Origin of the sequence: Dechloromonas sp. A34, assembly GCF_026261605.1 — a bacterium.
In the GTDB taxonomy this organism is placed as follows: Bacteria; Pseudomonadota; Gammaproteobacteria; order Burkholderiales; family Rhodocyclaceae; genus Azonexus.
The window spans coordinates 4,397,582-4,424,213 of record NZ_CP102486.1 but is presented as its reverse complement, the minus strand read 5'-3'; the positions used below and the strand labels follow the sequence as shown (position 1 = coordinate 4,424,213).

At 64.7% G+C, this 26,632-nt stretch carries 25 protein-coding genes; 19 read left to right on the top strand and 6 right to left on the bottom strand.

Annotation, left to right across the window (positions count from 1 at the left end; genetic code table 11):
• Nucleotides 1-61 precede the first annotated feature (61 nt).
• The 4 genes from NQE15_RS24110 (at nt 62) to NQE15_RS21995 (ending at nt 3,372) form a co-directional block, all read left to right on the top strand.
• A complete protein-coding gene (locus NQE15_RS24110; RefSeq protein ID WP_416336552.1) occupies nt 62-802 on the top strand; it encodes a methyl-accepting chemotaxis protein in 741 nt (246 codons plus the stop codon).
• 75 nt (nt 803-877) lie between these two features.
• Nucleotides 878-2,041: a pyridoxal phosphate-dependent aminotransferase gene (locus NQE15_RS22005; protein ID WP_265944808.1), complete on the top strand. Its 1,164-nt coding sequence runs from the start codon at nt 878-880 to the stop codon at nt 2,039-2,041.
• An 83-nt stretch (nt 2,042-2,124) separates the two neighbouring features.
• On the top strand, nt 2,125-2,547 hold the full coding sequence (gene mscL / locus NQE15_RS22000) for a large conductance mechanosensitive channel protein MscL (protein WP_265944806.1): 423 nt from the start codon (nt 2,125-2,127) through the stop codon (nt 2,545-2,547).
• Nucleotides 2,548-2,673: 126 nt separating this feature from the next.
• Nucleotides 2,674-3,372, top strand: a complete 699-nt coding sequence (locus tag NQE15_RS21995; RefSeq protein WP_265944804.1) for a hypothetical protein — start codon at nt 2,674-2,676, stop codon at nt 3,370-3,372.
• Between the two features lie 13 nt (nt 3,373-3,385).
• Here the strand turns inward: NQE15_RS21995 and glnE are convergent, their stop codons facing one another.
• Nucleotides 3,386-6,094, bottom strand: coding sequence for a bifunctional [glutamate--ammonia ligase]-adenylyl-L-tyrosine phosphorylase/[glutamate--ammonia-ligase] adenylyltransferase (gene glnE / locus NQE15_RS21990; protein ID WP_265944802.1), 2,709 nt, complete (start codon nt 6,092-6,094; stop codon nt 3,386-3,388).
• 102 nt (nt 6,095-6,196) lie between these two features.
• Here glnE and NQE15_RS21985 point away from each other — a divergent pair, with 102 nt between their 5' ends.
• From NQE15_RS21985 to aroG, 6 genes are all read left to right on the top strand, one after another.
• Nucleotides 6,197-10,063, top strand: coding sequence for a YhdP family protein (locus NQE15_RS21985; RefSeq protein ID WP_265944800.1), 3,867 nt, complete (start codon nt 6,197-6,199; stop codon nt 10,061-10,063).
• 32 nt (nt 10,064-10,095) lie between these two features.
• Nucleotides 10,096-10,869, top strand: coding sequence for a carbon-nitrogen hydrolase family protein (locus NQE15_RS21980; RefSeq protein ID WP_416336551.1), 774 nt, complete (start codon nt 10,096-10,098; stop codon nt 10,867-10,869).
• A 10-nt stretch (nt 10,870-10,879) separates the two neighbouring features.
• The gene (gene tldD / locus NQE15_RS21975) at nt 10,880-12,325 is read left to right on the top strand and encodes a metalloprotease TldD (protein WP_265944796.1); all 1,446 of its coding nucleotides are present in this window, start codon (nt 10,880-10,882) and stop codon (nt 12,323-12,325) included.
• 28 nt (nt 12,326-12,353) lie between these two features.
• On the top strand, nt 12,354-12,977 hold the full coding sequence (locus tag NQE15_RS21970) for a c-type cytochrome (protein WP_265944794.1): 624 nt from the start codon (nt 12,354-12,356) through the stop codon (nt 12,975-12,977).
• A 151-nt stretch (nt 12,978-13,128) separates the two neighbouring features.
• Nucleotides 13,129-13,911 (top strand): type IV pili methyl-accepting chemotaxis transducer N-terminal domain-containing protein, encoded by a 783-nt coding sequence (locus NQE15_RS21965; RefSeq protein ID WP_265944793.1) that lies wholly within the window; start codon nt 13,129-13,131, stop codon nt 13,909-13,911.
• Nucleotides 13,912-14,083: 172 nt separating this feature from the next.
• Nucleotides 14,084-15,163 (top strand): 3-deoxy-7-phosphoheptulonate synthase AroG, encoded by a 1,080-nt coding sequence (gene aroG / locus NQE15_RS21960; RefSeq protein WP_265944791.1) that lies wholly within the window; start codon nt 14,084-14,086, stop codon nt 15,161-15,163.
• A gap of 93 nt (nt 15,164-15,256) precedes the next feature.
• Here aroG and NQE15_RS21955 read toward each other — a convergent pair whose 3' ends face one another.
• Nucleotides 15,257-15,970, bottom strand: coding sequence for an RES family NAD+ phosphorylase (locus NQE15_RS21955; RefSeq protein WP_265944773.1), 714 nt, complete (start codon nt 15,968-15,970; stop codon nt 15,257-15,259).
• Nucleotides 15,930-16,310, bottom strand: a complete 381-nt coding sequence (locus tag NQE15_RS21950) for an antitoxin Xre/MbcA/ParS toxin-binding domain-containing protein (RefSeq protein WP_265944771.1) — start codon at nt 16,308-16,310, stop codon at nt 15,930-15,932. Before NQE15_RS21950 ends, NQE15_RS21955 begins: the two co-directional genes overlap by 41 nt.
• A gap of 310 nt (nt 16,311-16,620) precedes the next feature.
• Between NQE15_RS21950 and NQE15_RS21945 the strand changes: the two genes are divergently transcribed.
• The 3 genes from NQE15_RS21945 to NQE15_RS21935 all read left to right on the top strand — a co-directional run bounded on the left by NQE15_RS21945 (nt 16,621) and on the right by NQE15_RS21935 (nt 17,999).
• Complete coding sequence (locus tag NQE15_RS21945; RefSeq protein WP_265944769.1) at nt 16,621-17,034, top strand: M23 family metallopeptidase; 414 nt, start codon at nt 16,621-16,623, stop codon at nt 17,032-17,034.
• A complete protein-coding gene (locus NQE15_RS21940; RefSeq protein WP_265944767.1) occupies nt 17,031-17,546 on the top strand; it encodes a hypothetical protein in 516 nt (171 codons plus the stop codon). The genes NQE15_RS21945 and NQE15_RS21940 overlap by 4 nt, the downstream gene beginning before the upstream one ends.
• A 222-nt stretch (nt 17,547-17,768) precedes the next feature.
• Entirely contained in the window at nt 17,769-17,999 is a 231-nt protein-coding gene (locus NQE15_RS21935; protein WP_265944765.1) for an addiction module protein, read from the top strand.
• An 85-nt stretch (nt 18,000-18,084) separates the two neighbouring features.
• On the opposite strand, the gene NQE15_RS21930 is transcribed toward NQE15_RS21935, so the two are convergent.
• Genes NQE15_RS21930 through NQE15_RS21920 form a run of 3 tightly spaced genes read right to left on the bottom strand, consistent with a single transcriptional unit; the run spans nt 18,085 to nt 19,787 of the window.
• Nucleotides 18,085-18,906: a crotonase/enoyl-CoA hydratase family protein gene (locus NQE15_RS21930; RefSeq protein WP_265944763.1), complete on the bottom strand. Its 822-nt coding sequence runs from the start codon at nt 18,904-18,906 to the stop codon at nt 18,085-18,087.
• A 21-nt stretch (nt 18,907-18,927) separates the two neighbouring features.
• Nucleotides 18,928-19,212: a DUF1330 domain-containing protein gene (locus NQE15_RS21925; RefSeq protein ID WP_265944761.1), complete on the bottom strand. Its 285-nt coding sequence runs from the start codon at nt 19,210-19,212 to the stop codon at nt 18,928-18,930.
• Nucleotides 19,209-19,787, bottom strand: a complete 579-nt coding sequence (locus NQE15_RS21920; protein ID WP_265944759.1) for a cob(I)yrinic acid a,c-diamide adenosyltransferase — start codon at nt 19,785-19,787, stop codon at nt 19,209-19,211. The genes NQE15_RS21925 and NQE15_RS21920 overlap by 4 nt, the downstream gene beginning before the upstream one ends.
• A 62-nt stretch (nt 19,788-19,849) precedes the next feature.
• Between NQE15_RS21920 and hyi the strand changes: the two genes are divergently transcribed.
• Genes hyi through NQE15_RS21890 form a run of 6 tightly spaced genes read left to right on the top strand, consistent with a single transcriptional unit; the run spans nt 19,850 to nt 26,573 of the window.
• Nucleotides 19,850-20,623, top strand: a complete 774-nt coding sequence (gene hyi, locus NQE15_RS21915) for a hydroxypyruvate isomerase (RefSeq protein WP_265944757.1) — start codon at nt 19,850-19,852, stop codon at nt 20,621-20,623.
• Nucleotides 20,620-21,882, top strand: a complete 1,263-nt coding sequence (locus tag NQE15_RS21910; RefSeq protein ID WP_265944755.1) for a glycerate kinase type-2 family protein — start codon at nt 20,620-20,622, stop codon at nt 21,880-21,882. The genes hyi and NQE15_RS21910 overlap by 4 nt, the downstream gene beginning before the upstream one ends.
• Nucleotides 21,879-23,372 carry an FAD-linked oxidase C-terminal domain-containing protein gene (locus tag NQE15_RS21905; protein ID WP_265944754.1) on the top strand — a complete coding sequence of 498 codons (1,494 nt, stop codon included), beginning with the start codon at nt 21,879-21,881 and terminating at the stop codon, nt 23,370-23,372. The genes NQE15_RS21910 and NQE15_RS21905 overlap by 4 nt, the downstream gene beginning before the upstream one ends.
• A complete protein-coding gene (gene glcE / locus NQE15_RS21900; protein ID WP_265944752.1) occupies nt 23,372-24,457 on the top strand; it encodes a glycolate oxidase subunit GlcE in 1,086 nt (361 codons plus the stop codon). Before NQE15_RS21905 ends, glcE begins: the two co-directional genes overlap by 1 nt.
• On the top strand, nt 24,457-25,689 hold the full coding sequence (gene glcF, locus NQE15_RS21895; RefSeq protein ID WP_265944750.1) for a glycolate oxidase subunit GlcF: 1,233 nt from the start codon (nt 24,457-24,459) through the stop codon (nt 25,687-25,689). The genes glcE and glcF overlap by 1 nt, the downstream gene beginning before the upstream one ends.
• Complete coding sequence (locus NQE15_RS21890; protein ID WP_265944748.1) at nt 25,686-26,573, top strand: HDOD domain-containing protein; 888 nt, start codon at nt 25,686-25,688, stop codon at nt 26,571-26,573. The genes glcF and NQE15_RS21890 overlap by 4 nt, the downstream gene beginning before the upstream one ends.
• The last annotated feature ends 59 nt before the right edge of the window (nt 26,574-26,632 follow it).

The window sequence follows — 26,632 nt, the reverse complement described above, 5'->3', positions numbered from 1 at the left end:
CAACCAGACGCTCTCGGCCCTGGTCTTCTTCAAGGAGACGCCGACTTACGCCGATGCCTTCATGAGCGCCTTCCCGGTGCATTACGCCGCCTTTTCGTCGCACTACACCCAGCGTGCCTTGCAGCGCTGGATCACGCTGAACGGCATGCAGCGCGGCATGGTTGATCAGGTCCTGCGTTACGAGCGGACTGTGCAGCCGGTGGTCGATACGCTACCTTCGCTGGCGACCGGTTTCCGGCATCAGGCCGAAACCCTGGGCCAGGCCCTGGCGCTGATGTCCGATGTCGGCGCCTCGGCCAAGGTTTCGCAGGCCTCGCAGGCCAGTCTGGGCAGCGGCCTGGACGACCTCGAACGGCTCTCGAAGGCCATCGGTTCGATTACCGGCGGGATCAGCGCGATTGCCGACCAGACCAATCTGCTGGCCCTCAATGCGGCGATCGAGGCGGCGCGGGCCGGCGAGGCCGGTCGGGGCTTCGCGGTGGTGGCCGACGAAGTGCGCAAGCTGGCGCAGTCGGCCAAGAATCAGGCCGAGGCGACCGCCTCCAGCATTCAGGAAGCGGTGCAGACGATTTCGCGGATCCGCCAGATCGCCGATGAGTCGATGGTCGGGATCGATCAGCTGATCGCCAAGAGCGAGCAGGCTTCCGGGCAGATTGAGTCGATGACTGACGCCGCTGCGCGCGAACAGGCCCAGGTAACAGCAAGCCTGTCCAATGTCGATGAATTGAGTCGCGGCATGGCCAACCTGACCGAACTGCTCGAACGCCTCGAGCAACTGCAGGGGATGGCGGCCAAACTCTAGCAATACCGTAACGGAGACTTGTCGATCTTGCGGCAATGCCGCAAGATCCGGCCATCTTTCGCGCTTGTCCACGCCATGCACACACCGATCCGCATCGATTCCCGCTTCCCGGAAATGGGGACGACCATTTTCACCGTGATGTCCAAGTTGGCTGCCGAATGCGGCGCCGTCAACCTGTCGCAGGGTTTCCCGGATTTTCAGGCCGATCCCTCGCTGTTCGACGCCATGCACCGCCATATGCTGGCCGGGCGCAACCAGTATCCGCCGATGGCCGGGCTGCCGGAGTTGCGCCAGGCTATCGTGGATAAGGTGGCGACGCTCTACGGGCCACGCTTCGATGTCGACTCGGAGGTGACGGTGACGGCCGGCGCCACCCAGGCGATCTTCACCGCCATCGCCGCCTTCGTCCGGCCGGGCGATGAGGTCATCGTCTTCGAGCCGGTCTATGACTCGTACGTGCCGGCCATCGAGACGGTCGGCGGCACGGCGGTATATGCCCAGCTACAGTTCCCGGATTACGCGCCGGACTGGTCGCAGGTCAAGGGGCTGATCAGCGAGCGGACGCGGATGATCATCATCAATTCGCCGCACAACCCGACCGGCAGCCTGCTCACCGCCGCCGATCTCGAACAGCTGGCGGCGCTGGTTCGCGGCACCGACATCGTCGTGCTCTCCGACGAGGTGTACGAGCACATCGTTTTCGACGGCGAGCCGCATGCCAGCGTGTGTGCCCATCCGGAACTGGCGGCGCGCAGCATCGTCGTTTCCAGCTTTGGCAAGACCTATCACATCACCGGCTGGAAGATCGGCTACGTGGTCGGTCCGGCCGCCCTCATGGCCGAATTCCGCAAGGTGCACCAGTTCAACGTGTTCACGGTGCATGCCCCGTCGCAGCTGGCGATCGCCGACTACATGCAGGATGCCTCGCGCCACCTCGGGCTGGCCGCTTTCTACCAGGAAAAGCGCGACTTTTTCCGCAGCCTGATGGCCGATCTGCCTTTTGAATTGCTGCCCTGTCGCGGCACCTATTTTCAGCTGGCCAGCTATGCCGGGCTGTCCGACCTGCCGGATCGCGCCTTCGCCGAATGGATGACGCGGGAGGTCGGCGTGGCGGTGATCCCGGTCTCGGCGTTCTATGTCGATGGCCGCGACAATCGCGTCGTGCGCTTCTGCTTCGCCAAGAAGGAAGAAACCCTGCTCGCGGCGGTGGAGCGCCTGCGCCGGGCATTCCTGAAATGACGCGGATTTATGAAAACCGGCTTGACGCTGCGCGGCGGCGGCGCGAATAATCGGGCCGTCGAATAAACAACAAAGGAGCCAACATGGGAATGCTGCAGGAATTCAAGGAATTCGCCGTCAAGGGCAATGCGATGGATCTCGCGGTCGGCGTCATCATCGGGGGGGCTTTCGGCAAGATCGTCGATTCCATCGTCGGCGACCTGATCATGCCGCTGGTCAGCCGCGTCGTCGGCAAGTTGGACTTTTCCAACCTGTTCTTTGTGCTCGGCGACAACCCGAACAATCTGGTCGCCTTGGCCGATCTCAAGAAAGCCGGTGTCCCGGTCTTCGCCTACGGTTCCTTCCTGACAATCCTGGTCAACTTCGTCATCCTGGCTTTCATCATCTTCATGATGATCAAGCAGTTGAACCGCCTGCGCACACCGGCAGCCGAGCCCGAAGCGCCGCCGCCGACGCCCGAGGATGTACTGCTGCTACGCGAGATTCGCGATTCGCTGAAAAAGTAACGGTTCCTTTCGTTCGCCAAAAAGCCGCTGCCCAGCGGCTTTTTTTACGTCGGCAAGAGCCGCGAAACCGGCGTCCGGCCATTACTGTTAAGCTCCGCGTTTTACCCCCTGAGGAACCTGTCGGCCATGAAAACCTTGCTGGCGATTTGCCTGATCTGCCTTGCCTCGTTCGCCGCGGCGGGCGATAAATCACCGGCCGTCGCTTCGGCTGCGGCTACCCTGACCGGGGAGGTTCTCGAGATTACAGAGGTCGAGCCCTATACCTATCTCCGCCTCAAGACGAAAACCGGCGAAGTCTGGGCTGCGGTCGGCCAAGTGCCCCTGAAAAAGGGCGCGACAGTCACCATCGAAGACGTGACGACGATGCGTAATTTCGAGAGCAAGTCGCTGAAGCGGACCTTCGAGACTATCCATTTCGGTAGCGTGGCCGGTTCGCGCGGCGGCAGCGGGATGAACGCGCCGCATCCGGTGCCGGCCAACAACCCGGAGGCGACTGGCGAGATCAAGGTGCCCAGGGCGACCGGAGCCAATGCGCGCACCGTCGCCGAAATCGTCGGCAAGGGCGCGGCGCTCAAGGACAAGCCGGTCGTCGTGCGCGGCAAGGTGGTCAAGTACAACCCGGGCATCATGGGCAAGAACTGGGTCCATTTGCAGGACGGTTCCGGCTCGGCTGCCGACAATACCAACGACCTGCTGGTGACGACGACCAGCGCGACCAAACTCGGCGACATCGTTACCGCCAAGGGCACCGTCCGGGCCAACAAGGATTTCGGGGGCGGCTACGCCTATAAGGTGCTGGTCGAGGACGCGACCCTGCAACCCTGACCCCCGATGGCGCTCAGTCGCCGAAGACGGCACTCCACAGGGCCCTGACGGCGGTGATGTGCCGTTCGATGCTTTCCCGCGCAACGCGCGCCTTGGGTGTCGCCGAGAGGCGCTTGGCGTGCTGCAGGCGGCGGTATTCGCGATAGGCGTTGCCGGCCGCCTCGCCCTGCTGCGGGTCGATCAGGCCCAGTTCGCCGGCCATGCGGAGCAGGGCGATATTGCCGAGATTGCCGGTCAGGCCGGGGTGCTGGTGGGCGTGGCCGAGCACCAGGTATTGCACGATGAACTCGACATCGACAATGCCGCCCAAGTCGTGCTTGAGGCCGAATTCGCTGTCGCTGCCCGAGGCGTGGGCGTCGATCATCTTCTTGCGCATGGCGACGACTTCGTCACGGAGCTTGGCGAGGTCGCGCGGCTGGCGCAGGATTTCGCAGCGGATGGCCTCGAAGCGCTTGCCGACGGCCGGGTCGCCGGCGCAAAACCGGGCGCGGGTCAGGGCCTGGTGCTCCCAGACCCAGGCGTTCTTCAACTGGTAGTCGCGGAAGGCGTCGACCGAGATGACGAGTAGCCCGGAGTCGCCGTTCGGGCGCAAGCGAAGATCGGTCTCGAACAGGATCCCGGACGAGGTCTGGCTCGACAGCCAGGTATTCAGGCGCTGGCCGAGGCGGGCATAGTTTTCCGGGGCTTCCGGCGAATCGTCGTCGAAGAGGTAGACCAGATCGAGGTCGGAGGCATAGCCGAGCTCCTTGCCACCCATCTTGCCGTAGCCGATGACGGCGAATTTCGGCGTCTCGCAATGCCGTTTCTTGATTGTCCCCCAGCACAGCGGCAGGGTTTCCTGGACGATGGTGTCGGCCAGTTCGGTCAGGTGGTCGGACAGGTGCTCGATGGTCTGCAGGCCGGAAATGTCCTGGGCGAGCAGGCGGAAGACCTGGGCGTGATGTACCTCGCGCAGGATGTCCATTTCCCTCTCGGTGTCGCCGGCGTGGTCTTCCAGATTGCGCCGCAGATCGTCGCGGAAACCGGCCCAGTTGGTGGCGATTTCGTAGAGACGCGGGTCGAGCAGTTCGTCGAGCAGCAGCGGATAGCGGTTCAAGTAATCGGCCGCCCAGTGCGAGGCGCAGATCATGTCGGCGACCCGGCGCAAGGCCATCGGGTACTGCTGGAGCAGGGCGAGGTAGGAGCCGCGGCGGGCGATGTTTTCGAGAAAATCCAGGCCACGGACCAGGGTGGTGTCCGGATCGTTGGTGGCGCCGGCGGCTTCGATCAGGCGCGGGCCGACGGCATCGAGGCGCGAGCGGTTGGTGCTCGGCAGCTGCTGGTAGCGGTTCGAGGCGCGCAGGTCGGCGAGACGTGAAATGGCCTCCTTGGGCCGGCGAAAACCTAGGTTGCCGAAAGCTTCGATCGCCGTGTCATCGTCGAGTTGGCTGAGCCAGAGGCCGGTCAGTGGATGTTCGCCGGCTTCGGGATCGGAGAAGACCGCCTCGAAGTGCCGGCTGACCTTCTCGCGGTGCGCGTTGAGCACGGCCAGCATGGCCGGCCAGTCGGCGAAATCCATGCTTTGCGCAATGCTGGCCCGCTCGGCCGGATCGTCCGGCAGGCGATGGGTCTGTTTGTCCTCGACATATTGCAGCCGGTGTTCGAGGCGGCGCAGGAAGACATAGGCCTCGCGCAACTCGTGCTCGCTTTCAGCCGGCAGCAGCTTGCGTTCGACCAGCAGCTTGAGTACCGAGAGGGTGGGGCGGACCTGCAGCGCCGGATCGCGGCCGCCGCGGATCAGCTGGAAGACCTGGGCGATGAACTCGATTTCGCGGATGCCGCCGGGGCCTAGCTTGACGTGGTCGGCCATGTCCTTGCGCGCCACTTCGCGGCGGATCTGGGCATGCAGGTCGCGCATCGCGTTGATGGCGCCGAAGTCGAGGTACTTGCGAAAGACAAAGGGGCGCGAGATCCGGCGCAAGGCTGCCATCCAGTCGCCGAGCGCCGCGCCGTCGGCATTGGAGCCGGCGTTCATGACCCGCGACTTGATCCAGGCGTAGCGCTCCCACTCGCGGCCCTGGGTGATGAAATAGTTTTCCAGGGCGTCCAGCGAACAGACCAGCGGGCCGGAGTCGCCGTTCGGGCGCAGCCGCATGTCGACCCGGAAGACCTGTCCATCGGCGGTCAGGTCGCCAAGCGCGGAAATGACCCGCTTGCCGAGTCGGGTGAAGAAATCGTAGTTCTCGATCGATTTCGGCCCTGCGGTGTCGCCTTCTTCCGGATAGACGAAGATGTAATCGACGTCGGACGACACGTTCAGTTCGCGGCCGCCGAGCTTGCCCATGCCGATGATCAGCAGGTGCTGCGGGTGGCCGGCCCGGTCGAGCGGCTCGCCATAGGTCGCCGCCAACTGGCGGTGGTAGTGGTCGAGTGCGAAATTGGTCGTGATGTCGGCGAGCAGGGTCATGCTCTCGACGACTTCCGCCAGCGGCGCCAGTCCGCCCAGGTCGCGCAGCGCGATCTGGGCCATGGCCCGGTGACGCAGGCGGCGCAGCGCCGACTTGACCGCTTCATCGTCGGCAAAGGCCGGCTTGAGCGGGGTCAGTAGCAGGTCTTCGGAGAGCGGCTGCAGCCAGGTGGCGCGCAGTTCCGGGATCAGCCCCGGGTGCGTCTGCAGCAGGTTGGCCAGGTAACGGCTGTGGCCGAGCGCGGCAGGCCAGCGGGAGTCCAGGGTGATGTCCATGATTGCTTGGTCGGCATAAAGGCCGAAAAGGATAGAATGCCGGTTTTGGCGAGCTTTTGATTGTAGTGATCTCTCCCCCCCTTTTGCAAAATGGTTTGACCGGTGACTGAGCCGCTGGACCGCGCGGTCATCCGTAGCGCGCTGTACTACCGGCTGCACTGGCTGTGGCCGATTCTGGCCCGGCCCTTCGTCAGCCGCGGCCTGCGCCTGTTGGGCTGGGGGGTTTTTGCCGCCTGGCTGGCTTTTGCCGTGCTCGTCCTGGTCCTGCGTTATGGCGTGCTGCCCCGGGTCGGCGACTACCAGGCCGAGATCGAGCAGGCGGCGAGCCGCGCCGTCGGCCAGACGGTCAAGATCGGCAAGGTCACGGCTCGCTGGCAGGGGCTCAATCCGGATCTCGTGCTCGATGCCGTCCAGATCTTCGATCGCCAGGGGGCGCCGGCTTTTTCGCTGGAGCGGGTGGAGAGCGTGCTGTCCTGGCAGAGCCTGTGGCGCGGTCGCCTGATGCTGTCGCTGCTCGCCTTCGATCAGCCGGTGCTGCATGTGCGGCGCGATACCAGTGGCAAGATCACAGTGGCCGGGGTCGATACGGCAGGCGAGAGAGATCCCGCTTTCGCCGAGTGGGCGCTCGAACAGCAGCGCATCCGCATCCGCAACGCCACCATCGTCTGGGAAGACAAACTGCGCCAGGCTCCGCCGCTGGTGCTCGAAGATTTGCAGTTCGGCCTCGACAACAGCGGGCGGCGGCATCGCTTCGGTTTGTCGGCGGCGCCGCCGGCCGAGCTGGCGGCGCGTGTCGATATTCGGGGCGAAGTGCGGGGCGATCTCGGCGAAGCGCTCGACAGCCTGGCCGGCAAGATATTCGTTCAGCTCGACTACGCCGACCTGGCGGGCTGGCGCAAGTGGGTCGATTACCCGGTGCATCTGCCGGAAGGGCGGGGAGCGCTGCGCATCTGGGGTGACCTCAAGGAAGGCGGCGGCGAACTGACGGCCGACGTGGCGCTCGAAGAACTGCGTATCCGACTCGGACCGAAACTGCCCGAACTCGACCTGGCCAGTCTGCGCGGTCGCCTCGAGGGGCGTTACAAGCCGGGCGAGTGGATGGTCGCCGGGCGCAAACTCGAATTGCTGACGGAGCAGGGCGTCCGTGTCGCGCCCAGCGATTTTCAGGTCGATTGGCGACGGCATCCACAGACTGCCGAAGTCAAGGGCAGTGCCAGCGCCAGCTTCGTCGATCTCGGTGCTCTCGGCAGTCTGGCGGCGTATGTGCCGCTCGATCCGCGCAGCCGGGAACTATTGCAGAAACATCAGCCGCAGGGCCGGATTGCCGAACTGCGGGCGAGTTGGGCGGGGGAGGCGGAAGCCCTGACGCGTTATTCGCTGAAGGCTCGCTTCGACCAGATGGGCATCCTCCCCGGAGGCTATTTTCCTGGTGCCAGCGGGCTTTCCGGCTATGTCGACCTGACCGAGAAAGGTGGCGACCTGACGCTCGATGCCGGCGCCTCTGGGCTGGCACTGCCTGCTGTCTTTCCCGAGCCGGATATCGCGCTCGATGCGCTGAAGGCCAAGGCGAGCTGGAAAACCGCCGCCTCCGGCATCGACATCAAGCTGGAAAGACTCGAATTCGCCGGCCCCGATGCCGCCGGTTCGGCGCGCGGAACCTATCGCTTCACGGGCTCCGGGCCGGGCGAGATCGATCTCCTGGCTAGTGTCGAGCGGGCCGACGCCCGCGCCGTCTGGCGTTATATGCCGCATGCCGTCAATGCCGAGGCACGCGCCTGGCTGAAGCGTGGTCTGGTCGCCGGCCGTGGCTATGACGGCAAGCTGATCCTGAAGGGTAATTTGCAGGATTTTCCTTTCCGCGACGGCAAGAGCGGCAAATTCATCGTCACCGCCAAGGCGGCCGACGCCAAGGTCGACTACGTGCCGGGCTGGCCGGTCATCGAGAACATCAGCGCCGACATGACCTTCGGTATCGGCATGAAGATCGCCGCCAGCGCCGGCACCATTTTCGGGACCAAGCTGTCGGCGGTGACCGTCGACATCCCCGATTTCGAATCGCATGAGGAAATGCTGCTCGTCCGTGGCCTGGCGCAGGGGCCGACCAGCGAGTTCTTCCGCTTCATCGAGCAGAGCCCGGTCGCCGATTCGATCGATCGCTTCACCGACGGCATGACCGCCGTCGGCAACGGGCGGCTCGATCTCGAACTCGACATTCCGTTGCGTCATGCCTTCGACACCAAGGTGCGTGGCGACTATCGTTTTCAGAACAACCAGCTGCAGCCGGTGGCGGCGCTGCCGCCGCTGATCCAGGTCAATGGCCGCCTGCTGCTGACCGAAAACACCGTTTCGGCCCAGGACATCACCGGCAAGGCCTTTGGCGGTCCGCTCAAGGTCCAGGTCCGCAATGTTGGCGACAAGGTGGCGGTGCTGGCCAGTGGCACGGCCAACATTGCCAGTGTGAGCAGTCACTTCGGCTGGCCGCTGATCAATCACCTGTCCGGCAGTGCGGCCTGGAAGGCCGACATCAACATCCGCAAGCGCAATGCCGAGATCGTCATCGAGTCGGACCTGCTCGGGATCAGTTCGCCCTTGCCCGAACCCTTGAACAAGAACGCGACGACGCCGCTGGCGCTGCGCATCGAGCGCTCGACGCCCGACGCGACGCGCGAGCAGTACCGGATCACCCTCGGCAAGGTTGCCCAGGGCGTGGTCGTTCGCCGCCAGGAGCAATGGGAGCGCGGCGTGATCGCAGTCGGCGACGCCGAGCCGCGCCTGCCGGAGAAGGGACTGGCAGTACGGGTGTCCACCCCGCGCATCGACGCCGATGCCTGGAAGAACTTTCTGCCGGAAGAGTCGAACGGCACTGGCAGTGCCAGTAGTAGTCTGGTCCTCGGGCTGGTCACCCTGAAGACCCCGCAACTGCATCTGATGGGACGCGACTACAACCAGGTGGATACCAGTCTGCGGCCGCGCGACAACGGCTGGCAAATCGGCCTGAATACCCGCGAAGCGATCGGCGAGTTGTTCTGGAGCAGCGCTGGCGACGGTTGGCTTGAGGGGCATTTCAAGCGGCTGGTCGTCCGCCCGGCGGCTGAAGCCGGCGAGGGCAGCACGACGCTGATCAACGCGCTGCCCGGCATGAGCCTGGTGGTCGATGATTTCCATGTCGGCGACAAGGCACTGGGCAAGCTGGAACTGAAGGCGCGCAACGACCGCGGCGCCTGGCGGCTCGATCTGCTGAACCTGCAAAACCCCGATGGTCTGCTGAAAGGCAAGGCGACCTGGATCAATACCGGCAAGCACCAGACACGTCTGGATTTCGAACTGACCGCCAAGGATGTCGGCAAGTTGCTCGAACGTCTTGGTTACGTCGATGCGGTGCGTCGCGGCTCGGCGAAACTGAGCGGCGATCTGCAGTGGAACGGTCCGCTGACCGGTCTCGATTACCCCTCGCTCAGCGGTCAGTTGACCGTCAATGCCGAGAAGGGGCAGTTCAACAAACTGGAGCCCGGGGTCGGCAAGCTGCTTGGGCTGATTTCGCTGCAATCCCTGCCCCGCCGGCTAACCCTCGATTTTCGCGACATCTTCAGCGACGGCCTGGCTTTTGACAGCATCGACGGCAAGCTGACGGTAAACAAGGGCGTGATGCGGACGGCTGAGCCGCTACGCATCCGGGGGCCGGCCGCCCACATCGAAATGCAGGGTGAAACCGATCTCAAGGCCGAAACCCAGGACCTGCAGGTTCTGGTGCGGCCGGAGATCGGCAATGCCGCTGCGGTCGGTGTCGCAATTATCAATCCGCTGGTCGGTGCCGCGACCCTGCTCGCCAATACCGTCATGCAAAATCCGCTCAACCGCCTGTTCGCCTACCGCTATCATGTGACCGGAACCTGGAGCGACCCGCTGGTCGACAAGGCCGGACAGGCCGAGGAACCCAAACCCGTGCCGCAAGAAGGAGGCAAACCTTGAGCAAGCAGAACTGTCGCATCGCCGCCCTGCAAATGGTCTCGGGACCCCGCGTCGCGGACAACTTGGAGCAGGCCGGCCAATTGGTCGAAGACGCCGTGGCGCAGGGGGCGCAACTCGTCGTCCTGCCGGAGTACTTCCCGGTCATCGGCGCCACCGATGCCGACCGGGTCCGGGCGCGCGAGGCTTATGGCAACGGTCCGATCCAGGACTGGCTGGCGGCCACGGCCGCGCGTCACGATCTGTGGATCATTGCCGGTTCCATCCCGTTGACCGCGCCGCAGCCGCACCAGATGCGCAACAGCTGCCTGGTCTTCAACGACGGTGGGGACTGTGTGGCGCGCTATGACAAGATCCATCTCTTCGGTTTCAAGAAGGGCGAGGAGTCCTATAACGAAGCGGCTTTCATCGAGCCCGGCGACACCCCGATTGCTGTCGATACGCCCTTTGGCCGGATCGCCCTGTCGATCTGTTACGACCTGCGCTTTCCCGAGCTCTATCGGGCGCTGTCACCGGTCGACCTGATCCTGGTGCCGGCCGCCTTCACCGATACCACTGGCCGCGCCCACTGGGAAATCCTGCTCCGCGCCCGGGCCATCGAGAACCAATGCTATCTGCTGGCGGTCGGACAAGGAGGGCGCCATGAAAGTGGTCGGGTGACCCACGGCAACAGCATGATCGTCGACCCCTGGGGCGAAATCCTCGACCGCAAGATGAAGGGGCCCGGCGTGGTGATTGCCGACCTCGACCACGCCCGTATCGCCGAAATCCGCGAGAGCCTGCCGGCGCTCGCCCACCGCATTCTCTGACGGAGTTTCAATGAAGCCAAACAGCGCCCTGGCGCAAGCCGAATCCCTGTTGCTCGCCCCCTTCTCGCTGACCGAAGGCGACCTGACGCGGACTTTCGGCCAGATCCTGACCCATCAGGTCGACTACTCCGACCTCTATTTTCAGTATTCGCGTTCCGAGGCCTGGAGCCTCGACGAAGGCATCGTCAAGTCGGGCAGCTTCAATATCGACCAGGGAGTCGGCGTCCGCGCCATCTCCGGCGAAAAGACCGCCTTCGCCTATTCCGACGACATCAGCTCGCGCGCCCTGAGCGATGCCGCGACCGCTGTCCGCGCCATCGCCGCCGCCGGGCAGAGCGGCAAGCTGCCGCACCTCAAGCACGGCGCGGCGGCCCGCCAGCTCTACCTGCCGCACGATCCGATCGCCTCGCTGCCGGCCGAGGCCAAGGTCAAATTGCTCGAACGCCTCGAAGGCTTCGCGCGCGCCCTCGACCCCCGGGTGATCCAGGTCATGGCCTCGCTGGCCGGCGAATACGAAGTGATCCTGGTCGCCGGTTCCGATGGTCGTCTGGCCGCCGATATCCGGCCGCTGGTCCGCTGCTCGGTTTCGGTCATCGTCGAGGAGAACGGCAAGCGCGAGCAGGGCGGGGCAGGCGGCGGCGGCCGTTTCGATTTTGCCTATTTTGACGACGAAATCCTGCAACGCTACGCCAAGGAAGCCGTCCATCAGGCGATCACCAATCTCCACGCCGAAGCGGCGCCGGCCGGCCAGATGACGGTCGTCCTCGGTTCCGGCTGGCCCGGCATCCTGCTCCACGAAGCGGTCGGCCACGGTCTGGAGGGCGACTTCAACCGCAAGGGCAGTTCGACCTTCAGCGGTCGCGTCGGCCAACGGGTTGCCTCCAAGGGCGTCACGGTGATCGACGACGGCACCATCGCCGATCGTCGCGGCTCCCTGAACATCGACGACGAAGGCAATCCCACCCAGCGCACCGTGCTGATCGAGGATGGCATTCTCAAGGGATACATGCAGGACAGCCTGAACGCCCGCCTGATGGGCGTCGCCCCGACCGGCAACGGACGGCGCGAATCCTTCGCCCACCTGCCGATTCCGCGCATGACCAACACCATGATGCTGGCCGGCGAGCACGACCCGCAGGAAATAATCGCCTCGGTCAAGAAGGGCATTTATGCCGCCAATTTCGGCGGCGGCCAGGTCGATATCACCAGCGGCAAGTTCGTCTTCTCCATGAGCGAGGCCTACCTGATCGAAGACGGCAAGATCACCCGCCCGATCAAGGGGGCGACGCTGATCGGCAACGGCCCCGATGCGATGACCCGGGTGTCGATGATCGGCAACGATCTCAAGCTCGACCCCGGGGTCGGCACCTGCGGCAAGGATGGCCAGAGCGTGCCGGTCGGCGTCGGCCAGCCGACCTTGCGAATCGATGGACTGACGGTAGGCGGGACGGCATAATGTCACCTCTTAGAGAAGGGGTATTGTGATGCGTGGTTTGCTGATCCTGGCTGGGTTGTTGGTTTCCACTTCGCTGCTTGCACAGACGCCGGCGGCTTTGCAGGAAAAGTTGAAAGCCATCGCCGCCGATCCCGTTGCCTTGCGAGCAGCGGTCGATGGCGGCAAGAAAGTGACCTTCTTCTGCGCCAACTGCCATGGCGAGGACGGCATCAGCAAGACGCCAGAAGTGCCCAATCTGGCCGGCCAGAACCCGGCCTACCTTCTCGAGCAGATTCGCAAGTTCGGCACTGGCGAACGCAAGGATCCGTTCATGCAGGGCCTGATCAAGGTCTTGAAGGACGACGAGCGCCTGCAGGTTGCCGCCTACTATTCCAGCATTCCGGTGCCGCCGTCCAAGGCCGATGCCGCCAAGGCGGCCCAGGGCAAGGTGCTGTTCACCAAGCTCTGCGTCCGCTGTCATGGCGAGCAGGCACGTGGCGCCGAACTCTTTCCGCGCCTGGCCGGACAGAAAGTGCCCTACCTGCAAACCTCGATCACCCGCTATCGCGACGGCACCGGCATTCGCAACAACCAGTTGATGAGCATCGCCACGGCGCCCCTGAAGAACGACGACATCGTTGCCGTCGCCAACTATCTGACGCAACTGCCCTGATTCCCCGGCGGGTTTCTGGCCGCACCTGCCCGGTGCAGTCCGCGAACCCGCCCGGCTTGACGATGCGCCTGCATTGTTGATGCGCATCATGGTTTTGCGCATGTGCTAGTGACTATCCTCCGGGCTTGAAAAAGCCATCAGCGGAGGCCCCTTGAAAAACCTTCCGAGCGTACTGCTCGCATTTTTCCTCGCTCTAGCCGGGACCGAGGCGCTGGCCCAGATCAGCGATATTAATTCAGCGATCAACAAGGCCGGGCGGCAACGGATGTTGTCGCAACGCATGGCCAAGGCGTACTTTCAGATTGGCCTGCAAATCGATACCGAACGTAGCAAGAAAGTGCTGGACAGTTCGGTGGCAGCTTTCGACCGCCAACTGGTCGAGTTAAAAAACTTCGCGCCGACCCCGGAAATCAAGAGCACTTACCTGAAGCTGGAAACCTCGTGGCTCGCCTACAAGGACGTGCTGCTCGGCAGCGCGCCGTCGCCGGACAACGGCCGCAAGGTGCTGGCCATATCCGAAGAGGTGCTGGCCACGGCCCAGCAGGGCACGGTGCTGCTCGAAAAACGCTCCGGCACGGCCGCCGGCCGTCTGGTCAACGTTTCCGGCCGCCAGCGCATGCTGTCGCAACGCATGGCCAAGTTCTACCAGGCCGGTGCCTGGCGGGTTACCGACGACAAGAGCCTGGCCAGCCTGGGTGTGGCGCGTCAGGAATTTGCCGATGCCCTGCTCGAACTCGCCTCGGCACCGGTCAACACGCCGCAAATCAAGGATAGTCTGGAACTGGTCAAGCAGCAGTGGCTCTTCTTTGAAAATGCCCTGGGCCAGAAAAGCGGCGCCGACAAGCGGGCGCTGCTCGCGGTGGCGACGACCAGCGAACGCATTCTCGAAGAAATGGAAGGGGTGGTCGGGCTTTACGAAAAGCTGCCGAAGTAGCCGGCAGCGGCTGCACTGTGGTGTGCGCTTGCTGAAGCGATCGGCGCACCGCACGCTGCCGCACCCACCTTGAGGAGCCCGGGTGGAATTTTCGGTCCGGGGGCGGGATCGAAATCTTCCAGGTGCATCCGGTAGAATGCTGGCCTTTCTGCAATTTTGAATGGGGCAGGCCATGACGCCGCAAAGCAAACCGAATACCGACGACATCCGCATCAAGGAGATCAAGGAACTGGTGCCGCCGGCCCACGTTTTCCGCGAATATCCGGTATCCAACCGCGCCGCGCAGACAACCTACGCCGCCCGCCAGGCTATCCACCGCATCCTGCACGGTGCCGATGACCGCCTGCTGGTGGTGATTGGCCCCTGCTCGATCCATGATTACGACCTCGCCATCGACTACGCCAAAAAGCTGGCCAAGGAGGCCGAGAAGCATGCCGACGATCTCGTCGTGCTGATGCGCGTCTATTTCGAGAAACCGCGCACGACGGTCGGCTGGAAAGGCCTGATCAACGATCCGCGCCTCGACAACACCTTCCGCATCAACGAAGGCATCCGCCTGGCCCGCCGCATTCTGCTCGAAATCAACGAGCTCGACCTGCCCTGCGCCACCGAATTCCTCGACACCATCACCCCGCAATACACCGCCGACCTCATCGCCTGGGGCGCTATCGGCGCCCGCACCACCGAGTCGCAGGTCCATCGCGAACTGGCCTCCGGCCTCTCCTGCCCGGTCGGCTTCAAGAACGGAACCGACGGCAATATGCGCATCGCGGTCGATGCCATCCGCTCGGCCAATTCGCCGCACCATTTCCTGTCGGTCACCAAGACCGGTCATACCGCCATCGTCTCGACCGTGGGCAACGAGGATTGCCACGTCATCCTGCGCGGCGGCAAGGAACCCAATTTCGACCCGGCCAGCGTTGACGCCGCCTGTAACGAAATCGCCAAGGCCGGCCTCGCCGCCCGGCTGATGGTCGATTTCTCGCACGGCAACAGCCGCAAGCAATACAAGCTGCAGATGGAAGTCAGCGACAGCGTCGCCGCCCAACTGGCCGCCGGCGAAGAGCGCATCGTCGGCGTCATGGTCGAATCCCACCTCGTCGAAGGCCGCCAGGACCTCGCCCCGGAAAAGGAGCTGACCTACGGCCAGAGCGTCACCGATGCCTGCATCGGCTGGGACGACAGTGTGACGGTACTCGAGCAGCTGGCCGCCGCCGTCCGCGCCCGCCGGGTGGCCGAAGCCGCGGAGTAGGTTTTCAGGCCGCCGCCGCGCGGTGCTGCAATCTATAAGGGGGAGGCCATTCGGTCTCCCCCTTATTCGTGGTGGCGCCCCGTCTTGCGGGCTCTACCAGGCGGTCATCGCGAAAGTCATCGCCTGGCTGTAACGGCGCCAGATCACCGCATCCTGTTGGACGGCCAGCCACCAGGTCTGCATATCCGGGCGCGGCCGTGGCTTGGCAAAGACCGTGGGGGTCAGCAGAGCGACGCACCAGGCCGGCTCGGGGTCGCGCACCGAGCGATAGACGATGCCGCCGATAGCGGCCTCCCGGGCCACCTGGGCGAAGCGCTGGGTGCCGGTGTAATCGTCGGGATGCATCCAGATGCCGGCATCGACAGCGAAGGGCGCGTGCTGCAGGTCGACGGCCTGCATGCTGATGTCAGCGCGAAACGCGGTGTGGGCCACCGGCTCCAGACGGTCGAGCAGCGGCGAATCCTTGAGGAATTTCCAGCGCCAGTACCCGAGCTCGGCGCCGGCTGTGCGTACCGACTGCGCGCCATAAAAGACGCCAGGATCGGTCGCCGCCCGAAAACGCGAACCGCCGCGTCGCGGGTTGTAGCGAAACGGCGTCGCCAGCAAATAGTCCAGAGCCTCCGCGGCCTTGGGCAGGGCCGGCTTGTTGCCTTCGAGCAGCGATTCGAGCACATCCTGCTCGTCGCGGCTGTCGACGATCTTCATCGTCGAGGCGGTGTGCTGCGCCTCGACCATCCGCCACACGGCACCTAGCCAGTGCCGCGCCTCAGACGAGACCGCGCGAGGCGTCCAGGTATTGAACGACACGTACCAGCCCTTCCGTGTTCTGCATCAATTCGATCGGCCGGCCGTTCAAGCCGTGGTTCTCGCCAGTCAGCCATTTGCGGGCCGTCGCCTCGTCGCCGACGATGGAATCCAGGGAGCGAAACGCCCGCACGAACAACAACGCGAACTCCCACTCCTTGCGCCGCTGGTCGAGCAGATAGGCACCGCTATACAAGCGCGTCACGGTGGGCGGACTGACCCCCAATACCTTGGCCAGCAAGGAACGGGAAATGTCCAGACGCTCGGCGGCGCGGGCCACCGCCTTGCTCAGGACGGCGGCGGCTTCGGGTTTTGGGGCGGTGACTTTGGCTAGTGTGGGCATAGTGTGGTTGGTTCCTTTAGAAATAATATCAGTCATTTATTCCTGTGGAAATTATATTTCATTGCTGAACGGGAATGCATTGCGTTGTTACTGATTGGCTGGGGGGGGCAAATTGCCTTGATGCTGGATGACGTCGTAATATCTGCGCTTTGTTGAAGAACTTTAGGGAGCGCCGCATGCATTTGCCAGGAATCCATTGGCCACTCGAGACCAATTCCATTCGCAAGAATTCCCTCGCCAACACCTTTGGCATGGTTCGCAACGCTGGCAAGCGTGCACACCAGGGCTGGGATCTGCTCGCCTATCCGGGATGCGCTGTTTTGCCATCGCGGATGGTGAGATTGTGTTCGTCGGCTCGCGCGGCGACTACGGCAAAATCATCATTCTGAAGTTCAGGCATCGGGGGCGGAGTCTGTTTGCGGCTTATGCCCACCTCAGCATGCCCGTCGTCACAACTGGTGAGCGTGTTGGTGCGGGATCCTGGATTGGCCTGACGGGTAATACAGGAAACGCGGAGTCGATGGAGGGTGAGAATCATCACCTCCACTTCGAGATTCGCACGGTTGAGCATCCCGGGCATGGCCTGGAAGGACGAATCGATCCCCTGGATATCTTCGGTGCCGTGCCGTTAACGACAAGCTATTACGACACCCGGCCGGCCATGGCTCAGAAAGTCGGGAGCGGAAGCCCCGGACTGAAGATCGTTGGAGTCAATGTGCAATGAAGGGCAAATTGTGTTTTGCGCTGCTCTGTTTGTGCGGCCTACTGAATGCTTCGGCAATCGCAGAAGTGTCTCGTACAGATTTTGACCGGGCCTTGGTGGGCCAGGAGTGGGGGGGTGAAGTTCCGCCCATGTTGACCCGCTGCAAATATTTGAAGCGATTCGATCTCCAGCGCCAGCAAAGGCAGTTGCATGGCCTGAGTACCCACGCCTTGCGCTGCCACGGGAGCAATCTCATCGTGCTTACGTCCCTGACGGAGGGAGGGGGGAACCGGATTCTTGATGCCTTGACGTTGCCCAGGCTCAAACGCGGAGAAAGTCTGATTTACCCGGGAGATTGTGAACTCGAAGGCAACAGCGATACCGACTTTTTTGCCGTCGTGCGCTTCGGGCGTCGCGACAGTGTCGATCGGAAAACCGGGTTGCGCGCTGCATGGGTACCTGACCCGGAAACCGGAAAAATTCAGCCGCTTTCCACTCGCCATGTCGTTTGCTGGCGCCCTACGCCGCCTTGAAGTCACGAAGGCGTATCTAATTCCCCCGCCCCTTCCGCACCCCAGTGAACACCCTACTTTGCCTTGGAGTTGTAGCTCCCACTCTCACCCCGGAAAGCTACAATCACTGGGCGAGGTGCGCCATGACGACCGAATCCGACCCGACAGGGAAACCTGTCGGGCCTTCTCCTTTTTGGATTTTCGATTCAAGATTGTTCGTCGTTGTCAGAATGGAGGGGCAATATGTCACTCACCTACGAGCAGATTGCCGCAGAGGCCTTGAGGCTCAGTCCGGAGAAAAGGGCTGATTTGGCCGATTTACTTTGGATTAGTGTCGATAGGCCGGTTGACGTTGGTGCGGCTTGGATCGACGAGGCTGAGCGTCGTGCAGATGAACTTGAGGCTGGACAAACTTTCGCTGTTCCGGTTGACATGATTCTCTCGGAGCTTCGAGCAAAGTACCCAAAGTCGTGAGTTGAACCTTTACGGGAATCGCATTACCCGCAGCCAGTAATCGCCAAGACGAGATAGAGCAACCCTTGGCTAAGTTGCGCCAGCTTCAATCCCCGAAATTCGGGGCTCGCTTCTCGCGTTGTGCGGCGATGGCTTCATTGAGATCGCCAGAAAGCAACACCCCTGTATTCCAGGTAGCGACGAAGTCGAGGCCGTCGGCGACCGAGTGGTCGCGGCTGTAGTTCATTACTTCCTTGAGGCCGCGGGTGGCGAGGGGGGATTTGGCGGCGATGCTTGCGGCCAGTTGGCGGACGCCGGCGCTGAGCTCTTCCGCGGTGGCGAAAACCCGGTTGATCAGGCCGAGCTTTTCGGCTTCGGCGGCATCGACGTGGCGCCCGGTGTAGGCCAGTTCGCGGGCGATGCCTTGGCCGATCAGGCGGGGCATGCGTTGCAGGGTGCCTACATCGGCGACCATGGCGAGGTCGATTTCCTTGATCGCGAACACGGCATCCGCCGTCGCGTAGCGCATGTCGCAGCAGGTCACGAGGTCGAGGGCGCCGCCGACGCAGGCGCCCTGGATGGCGGCGAGCACCGGTTTGCGGCAGCGCTCAATCGCACTCAGGCAGTCCTGCAGGTCGAGGATCAGGCGGCGCAAGGCTTCGCGACTACGCGCGCCGTCCGGGTGGGCGATGCGTTGCTGGATGCTGCCCAGCATGGCGAGGTCGATGCCGGCGCAGAAGTTCTTGCCGGCGCCGCTGAGGATGGCGACCCGGGCTTCCGGGGTGGCGTCGACCCAGGCGAAGGCCTGGCGGATTTCCTGCCACATCGCGTCGTTCATCGCATTCGACTTGTCCGGCCGGTTGAGGCGGACTTCGGCGATGCCCTGGTCGAGGCTGAGGGCGAGGGCGGTAAAGGTCGGTGGGGTCATGGCGCTCCTCGCAAGCGGTATTCAGTCGGTAAAGGTCAGCAGATCGAGATCGGCGGCCTGCCGGCGCAGCGGAATCAGCGCCTGGTAAGCGGCCGAGCCATGCCAGGCATCGACCGCGGCGCGATCGGGAAAGCGGATGACGACTGTATCGGTGTGCCGATGCTGGCCGTCCAGGGTGCCGGCCAAGCGGCCGCGAAAGAGCAGTTCGGCACCCCACGGGGCGAGCGTCGCCGGGACCTGGGCGCGGTATTGCGCCCATTTTTCCTCATCCTTGACGGTGATGTGGCCGATGACGCAGGCGCTCATGCCGCGGTCTTGCCTTTTTGCCAGAGCACGTCGCCGCGGCCGCCGGCGCGGTTGAGGACGCGGCCGAGGATGAACAGCAGGTCGGAGAGGCGATTGACGTAGCGGCGGGCGGCGCTGGAGACGGCTTCGGCGGTCGACAGCTTGACGATGGCGCGTTCGGCGCGCCGGCAGACGGTGCGGCTCAGGTGGGCGAGCGCCGCCGGACGGGTGCCGCCGGGCAGGATGAATTCCTTGAGCATCGGCAGGTCGGCGTTGAAGATTTCGACCTGTTGCTCGAGGCGCTCGACCTGGAGGTCCTTGATGACTTCCATGCCGGGCAGGCAGAGTTCGCCGCCGAGGTCGAAAAGATCGTGCTGGATGTCGAGCAGGGCACTGCGCACCGCGTCCGGCAACTCTTCGCAGAGCAGCACGCCGAGGCTGGAGTTCAGTTCATCGACCTCGCCCATGGCGTCGATGCGCAGGCCGTCCTTGGTTGTCCGGCTGCCGTCGCCGAGGCCGGTGGTGCCGGTATCGCCGGTGCGGGTGACGATCTTCGACAGGCGGTTGCCCTTGCGTTCTTTATTGGTTTCGCTCACGGTTCTCTCTCCTTGTAGTGGCGGGATTATACTTTTGGGCCGCGCTATAGACTGTCACCGCCATGCCAAAGTTCGCTGCCAATCTGAGTTTCCTGTTTACCGAGGTGCCTTTTCCGGAGCGCTTCAAAAAGGCTGCCGCCGCAGGCTTCAATGGGGTCGAATACATGTTTCCCTACGACTACCCGCCGCATGACGTGGCGGACTGGTTGCGCGACAACGACCTCGAGCAGGTGCTGTTCAACGTCGCACCCGGCGACTGGGCGGCCGGCGAGCGCGGCCTGGCCTGCCTGCCGCACCGCCAGGGCGAGTTCGCCGAGAGCGTCGAGCAGGCGCTGAACTGCGCCATGGTCCTCGACTGCGAACGCCTACACTGCCTGGCCGGCCTGGCCCCGGCGGGGATTCCCGAAGCCGAGCTGGAAGCCACCTACATCGCCAACCTGCGCCATGCCGCCGACCGCTTCGCGACCATCGGCGCCACGGTGATGATCGAGCCGATCAACAGCCGGATCGACATGCCGGGCTACTGGCTGGACGACGTCGCCAAGGGCTTCCGCCTGCTCGAGGCGATCGATCGCAGCAATGTCAAATTGCAGTACGACATCTATCACGCCCAGATCATCGCCGGCGATCTGGCGCGCACCCTCGAAGCCAACCTTCACCACATCGGCCATATCCAGATCGCCGACAATCCCGGGCGCCATGAGCCGGGCACCGGCGAAATCAATTACCCCTTCCTCTTTGATTGCCTCGACCGGCTCGGCTACGACGGCTGGGTCGGCTGCGAATACAAGCCGCTGACGACCACCGAGGCCGGCCTCGGCTGGATGCCCAAATGATGCCGCGCGCAATGCTCCGTGCGCTGTTCGACGCGGCCATCGCCGCCGCCGACCCGGCGCGCTGCGTACCGCCCTGCCTGCCGCCGGACGATGGCGGCCGGCTGATCGTGATCGGTGCCGGCAAGGCCTCGGCGGCCATGGCGCAGGCCGTCGAGCGACAGTGGTCGGGCCCGCTCGATGGCCTTGTGGTCACGCGTTACGGTCACGGTGTGCCTTGCGAGCGCATCGAAATCGTCGAAGCGGCGCACCCGGTGCCGGACGTGGCCGGCGAACTGGCGGCGCAGCGCATCCTCGACAAGGTGCGCGGGCTGAGCGAAAGCGACCGCGTGCTGGCGCTGATTTCCGGTGGCGGCTCGGCCTTGCTGGCGGCGCCGGCCGCCGGCATCACGCTGGCCGAGAAGCGCGCCATCACCTCGAGCCTGCTGCGCTCCGGGGCGAGCATCGGCGAGATCAACTGCGTGCGCAAACACCTTTCGGCGATCAAGGGTGGTCGGCTGGCCGTCGCCGCCTGGCCGGCGTCGGTGCTGACCCTGGCGATTTCCGACGTGCCGGGCGACGACCCGGCGGTGATCGCTTCCGGCCCGACGGTGGCCGATCCGAGCACGGCGCTCGATGCGCTGAACGTGCTCGATTCCTACGCCATCGATCTGCCCCAATCCCTGCGTTGCCAACTCGAAGAGGGCGAACTGGAAACGCCCAAGGCGGGCGATCCGCACCTGACGCGCAGCACTTTCCGGCTGGTCGCCAGTCCGCGCCAGATGCTCGAGGCGGCGGCCGAAGCGGCGCTGCAAATGGGCCTGACGCCGCTGATCCTCGGCGATGCGATCGAAGGCGAGGCCCGCGAAGTCGGCAAGGTCCTGGCCGGGATCGCCCTTTCCTGCGCGCGCCACGGCTTCCCGCTGCGGGCGCCGGGCGTGCTGCTCTCCGGCGGCGAAACGACGGTGACCTTGAAAGGCGAAGGGCGGGGCGGGCGCAACACCGAATTCCTGCTCGGTCTGGCCCAGGCTCTCGACGGTGCGCCGGGCATCCACGCCCTGGCCGCCGACACCGACGGCATCGACGGCAGCGAGAACAATGCCGGCGCCTTCGTCGGGCCGGAGACGCTGGCCCGGGCCTGGGAGCAGGGTGTGGATATTCAGCGGCATTTGGCCGCCAACGACGCCTGGGGTTATTTCTCGGCCCTCGGCGACCTGCTGGTCACCGGTCCGACGAGGACCAACGTCAACGACTTCCGCGCCATTTTCGTGGGGATGGAATGAGTCCGATCATGCCGAACGCCGAACCCAGCTTTCAGACCGACCGCCGTCAGCTGGTAGCGTGCCTCAAACTGCTTCTCCCGGCGCATTGCCTGCTCAGCGACGACGAGGATCTTCGCCCCTACGAATGCGACGGCCTCACCGCCTACCGCGAAATGCCGCTCGCCGTCTGCCTGCCGGAAAGCGAAGCGCAGGTCGTCGACGTCCTGCGCACCTGCCACAGCCTCGGCGTGCCGGTCGTCGCCCGCGGCGCCGGCACCGGCCTCTCGGGCGGCGCGATGCCGCATGCCCAGGGCGTCGTGCTGTCGCTGGCCCGCTTCAACAAGATCCTGCGTCTCGACCGCGACGCCCGGCTCGCCGTGGTCCAACCGGGCGTGCGCAATCTGGCGGTGTCGGAAGCGGCGGCGCCCTACGGCCTCTACTACGCGCCCGATCCCTCGTCGCAGATCGCCTGCACGCTGGGCGGCAACGTCGCCGAGAACTCGGGCGGCGTGCATTGCCTGAAATACGGGCTGACCGTGCACAACGTGCTGCGCCTGCGGGTGGTCAGCATCGAAGGCGAGATTTTCGAGATCGGCTCGGCAGCGCCGGATGCGCCGGGCTACGACCTGTTGGCGCTGTTGATCGGTTCCGAGGGCATGCTCGGCGTGGTCACCGAAGTCACCGTCAAGCTGGTCCCCAAGCCGGAACTGGCCCAGGTCGTCATGGCATCGTTCGCCGACGTCGGCCAGGCCGGCGATGCGGTGGCGGCAATCATCGCCGCCGGCATCATTCCGGCCGGGCTGGAAATGATGGACAAGGCGGCGACTGCCGCCGTCGAGCCCTACGTCAAGGCCGGTTACGACCTGAATGCCGCGGCCATACTGCTCTGCGAGGCGGACGGCACGCCCGAGGAGGTCGCCGAGGAAATCGCCCGCGTCACGACGGTGCTGCGCGAAGCCGGGGCCAGCGACATCCGCGTCTCGCAGTCGGAGGCCGAACGTCTGCGCTTCTGGGCCGGGCGCAAGGCGGCCTTCCCGGCGGTCGGGCGGATCACCCCGGATTATTACTGCATGGACGGCACCATCCCGCGCAAACGGCTGGCCGAGATGCTGTCCGCCATCGCCGCCATGGAAAAGAAGTACGGGTTGCGCTGCGCCAACGTCTTCCATGCCGGCGACGGCAACCTCCACCCGCTGATCATGTACGACGCCGCCCAGCCCGGCGAATGGGCGCGGGCCGAAGCCTTCGGCGCCGAGATCCTTGAATTGTCGGTGGCGCTCGGCGGCTCGATCACCGGCGAACACGGGGTCGGCATCGAAAAGATCAACCAGATGTGCGTGCAATACAAGACGCCGGAGCTCGACGCCTTTCGCGGCATCAAGGCGGCTTTCGACGAAACGGGCCTGCTCAACCCCGGCAAGGCCGTACCCAGTCTGCATCGCTGCGCCGAATACGGCCGCATGCATGTCCATCAGGGCGACCTGAAGTTTCCCGAACTGGAGCGATTCTGATGCCGCATTTGTCGGGACTCGACGAACTGGTCACCGCGATCGGGGCCGCATACGAGGCCGCGCTGCAAGCTCCGCTGGACAGTCGGGTGGCGCTGCGCATCCGCGGTGGCGGCAGCAAGGATTTCTACGGCGGCATGCTGGCTGGCGAGGTGCTCGATGTCGGCGCCTATCGCGGCATTGTCGCCTACGAGCCGACCGAGCTCTACATCACGGCGCGCTGCGGCACGCCGCTGGCCGAGATCGAGGCGGCGCTGGCCGAGCGGGGCCAGATGCTGGCCTTCGAGCCGCCGCATTTCGATATGGCGACGCTCGGCGGCTGCGTCGCCGCCGGGCTCTCCGGCCCGCGTCGGCTGCAGGCCGGGGCGGTGCGCGATTTCGTGCTCGGCGTGAAACTGATCGACGGCACCGGGCAGGTCCTCGATTTCGGCGGCCAGGTCATGAAGAACGTCGCCGGCTACGACGTCTCGCGCCTGCTGGCCGGCAGTCTGGGCACCCTGGGCGTGCTCGCCGAGGTCACGCTGAAGGTGTTGCCGAAGCCGGTGGCCGAACGGACCCTGGTCTTTGCCATCGACGAGGCCGGGGCCATCGCCCGGCTCAACCAGTGGGCCGGCCAGCCCTTGCCGATCTCCGCTTCGTTCTGGCACGAGGGCAAGCTTTGGCTGCGCCTCTCCGGGGCACGGGCGGCGGTCGCCGCGGCCAGCGACAAGCTCGGCGGCACGGCCGTAGCGGACGGCGAACGGCACTGGCTAGCGGTTCGCGAACAGACCCACCAGGCCTTTGCCGGAACCCCGCTCTGGCGGCTGGCCCTGCCGTCGACGACGCCGGCGCTCGGCCTCGACGGGCTGTGCTCCATCGAATGGGGCGGCGCGCTGCGCTGGTATGCCGGGGAGGGTGACGGCGTCCGCGAACTGGCGGCCAAGGCGGGCGGGCATGCCGTGCTTTACCGTGCTGCGGAGTCGCTGCGCTGTCTGGAAGGGGCTTTCGCGCCGCTGGCCCCGCCCCTGCTCGCCTTGCATCGTCGCCTGAAAAAGCGCTTCGATCCTCTGGGCATCCTGAACCCCGGCCGTCTCTACGCGGAGCTCTAATGGATACCCGACTCGCCGATTTCATCCGCGATACCCCGGCCGGCCAGGAGGCCGAGAGGATTCTGCGCAGTTGCGTGCATTGCGGCTTCTGCACGGCGACCTGCCCGACCTACCAGTTGCTGGGCGACGAACTGGACGGCCCGCGCGGCCGCATCTACCTGATCAAGCAGGTGCTCGAAGGCCAGCCGGTGACCGAGAAGACTCGCCTGCATCTCGATCGCTGCCTGACCTGCCGCTCCTGCGAAACGACCTGTCCGTCCGGTGTCCAGTACGCTCACCTGCTCGACATCGGGCGCCAGGTGGTCGAGGAGAAATTGCCGCGCCCGGCAGGGGATGCCCTGACCCGTTTCGCCTTGCGCGAGGCCCTGCCGCGTCCGGCCGTCTTCGGCCCGGCCGTCAAGCTCGCCCGCATCCTGCGGCCGCTGCTTCCGACGGCGCTGGCCGACAAGCTGCCACCCGCCGCCGCGGTCAATAACAAGCCGTGGCCGACCGCCGCCGGCCGCGCCCGCCGCATGCTGGCGTTGGCCGGTTGCGTCCAGCCGGAACTGGCGCCCAACATCAACGCCGCGACGGCGCGGGTGCTCGACCGCCTGGGCATCGAATTGTTCGAGGAAAGGAAGGCGGCATGCTGCGGCGCGCTGCGTTTCCACCTGAACGACCAGGCGGCTGCTAAGGACGACATGCGGCGCAATATCGACGCCTGGTGGCCGCACGTCGAGGCTGGCGTCGAGGCGATCGTCGTCACGGCTTCCGGTTGCGGCGTCCAGGTCAGGGAGTACGGCCATGCGCTGGCCCACGATGCGGCCTACGCCGTGAAGGCAGCGCGGATCAGCGCGCTGTGTCGCGACCCGTCGGAAATCCTGGTCGCCGAGCGCGACCGCCTGCTCGGCCTGTTCCCCGGCGGCTCGCGTGGCAAGCTGGCCTTTCATTCACCGTGCACCCTGCAGCATGGCCTGAAAATTCGCGGCGCCATCGAGGAATTTCTCTGGGCGGCCGGCTACACTCTGACGCCGGTGGCCGATGGCCATCTGTGCTGCGGCTCGGCCGGGACTTATGCGGTCTTGCAGCCGGAGTTGTCCGGCCGGCTGCGCCACAACAAGCTGGCCGCGCTCAATGCCGGTGCGCCGCAGGCGATCGCGACGGCCAACATCGGCTGCCTGACGCACTTGCAGGCTGGCAGCCTGCTGCCGGTCCGGCACTGGATAGAATTGATCGACGAGGTATTGACGTGAGTACAGCAGCATCGGTTTATGCGATTACCCAGTCCCTCGGCGAGGACGACGCGGGGCGGGTCAAGCGTCTGCTTGAAGGCGGCATCAAGATCCCGGCCCAGCCCCGGGTGCTTGAGGAGCTGAGCAAGCTGATGCTGCGCGAGGAACTCGATGTCCGTCTGCTGGCCAAGGTGATCAACCAGGATCCCGGGCTGACCGCGCTGCTCTTCAAGGTGGTGGCCAATGCCGCCTATCGCCAGCACCAGCCTTTCGCTTCGGTCGACCAGATCTTGCACGCCGTCGGGGTGCGCCAGACCTACAACCTGGTCCAGGCCATCGCCCTGATCAGCGCCGGCGACATCCGCAAGAATCGCCAGGTATACGAAGCTTTCTGGGCCCGTTCGCAGGCCATCGGTCAGCTGGCCATGCTGATTGCCGACGAACGCGGCGCCGACTGCAACATCTTTCCCGACCAGGCCTATCTGGTCGGCATCTTCCACGATTGCGGCGTGCCGCTGCTGATGCAGCGCTTCCCCAGCTACTGTGCCGAGATGAAGCTGGGCATCGACGGCAGCTGGCCCGATCTCGCCGAGGAGGACCGCAAGTTCAACGCCGACCACTGCGTCGTCGGCTATCTGGTGGCGCGGCATTGGCGCTTGCCGGATTTCATCTGCGACGCCATTCGTTACCACCATGCTCTCGCCGAGCCGGGCATCTCGGCGGCTGCCCGCAGCATGGGCGCCATGCTGCAACTGGCGATCGAGATCTATCACCGTTCCCTGCTGGTGCCTAATCCGGAATGGGATCGAGTCAAGGCCGATGTCCGGGCCGAGTTGGATATCTCGGAAGACGATTTGCCGGAGTTTGTCGACATCATCCTCGACCGTTTCAGTGGCTGCTCCTAGCCGCAGTCCTCGCCTCACGAACAGCGGATTGGGGTCAAGGCGGCAGCATTCCTTTCGTG

Coding starts and splice junctions, on each gene's coding strand:
- NQE15_RS24110 (WP_416336552.1), top strand. CDS start 62: ATGAGCGCCTTCCCGGTGCATTACGCCGCCTTTTCGTCGCACTACACC.
- NQE15_RS22005 (WP_265944808.1), top strand. CDS start 878: ATGCACACACCGATCCGCATCGATTCCCGCTTCCCGGAAATGGGGACG.
- mscL (WP_265944806.1), top strand. CDS start 2,125: ATGGGAATGCTGCAGGAATTCAAGGAATTCGCCGTCAAGGGCAATGCG.
- NQE15_RS21995 (WP_265944804.1), top strand. CDS start 2,674: ATGAAAACCTTGCTGGCGATTTGCCTGATCTGCCTTGCCTCGTTCGCC.
- glnE (WP_265944802.1), bottom strand. CDS start 6,094: ATGGACATCACCCTGGACTCCCGCTGGCCTGCCGCGCTCGGCCACAGC.
- NQE15_RS21980 (WP_416336551.1), top strand. CDS start 10,096: ATGGTCTCGGGACCCCGCGTCGCGGACAACTTGGAGCAGGCCGGCCAA.
- tldD (WP_265944796.1), top strand. CDS start 10,880: ATGAAGCCAAACAGCGCCCTGGCGCAAGCCGAATCCCTGTTGCTCGCC.
- NQE15_RS21970 (WP_265944794.1), top strand. CDS start 12,354: ATGCGTGGTTTGCTGATCCTGGCTGGGTTGTTGGTTTCCACTTCGCTG.
- aroG (WP_265944791.1), top strand. CDS start 14,084: ATGACGCCGCAAAGCAAACCGAATACCGACGACATCCGCATCAAGGAG.
- NQE15_RS21950 (WP_265944771.1), bottom strand. CDS start 16,310: ATGCCCACACTAGCCAAAGTCACCGCCCCAAAACCCGAAGCCGCCGCC.
- NQE15_RS21945 (WP_265944769.1), top strand. CDS start 16,621: ATGCGCTGTTTTGCCATCGCGGATGGTGAGATTGTGTTCGTCGGCTCG.
- NQE15_RS21940 (WP_265944767.1), top strand. CDS start 17,031: ATGAAGGGCAAATTGTGTTTTGCGCTGCTCTGTTTGTGCGGCCTACTG.
- NQE15_RS21935 (WP_265944765.1), top strand. CDS start 17,769: ATGTCACTCACCTACGAGCAGATTGCCGCAGAGGCCTTGAGGCTCAGT.
- NQE15_RS21930 (WP_265944763.1), bottom strand. CDS start 18,906: ATGACCCCACCGACCTTTACCGCCCTCGCCCTCAGCCTCGACCAGGGC.
- NQE15_RS21925 (WP_265944761.1), bottom strand. CDS start 19,212: ATGAGCGCCTGCGTCATCGGCCACATCACCGTCAAGGATGAGGAAAAA.
- hyi (WP_265944757.1), top strand. CDS start 19,850: ATGCCAAAGTTCGCTGCCAATCTGAGTTTCCTGTTTACCGAGGTGCCT.
- NQE15_RS21910 (WP_265944755.1), top strand. CDS start 20,620: ATGATGCCGCGCGCAATGCTCCGTGCGCTGTTCGACGCGGCCATCGCC.
- NQE15_RS21905 (WP_265944754.1), top strand. CDS start 21,879: ATGAGTCCGATCATGCCGAACGCCGAACCCAGCTTTCAGACCGACCGC.
- glcE (WP_265944752.1), top strand. CDS start 23,372: ATGCCGCATTTGTCGGGACTCGACGAACTGGTCACCGCGATCGGGGCC.
- glcF (WP_265944750.1), top strand. CDS start 24,457: ATGGATACCCGACTCGCCGATTTCATCCGCGATACCCCGGCCGGCCAG.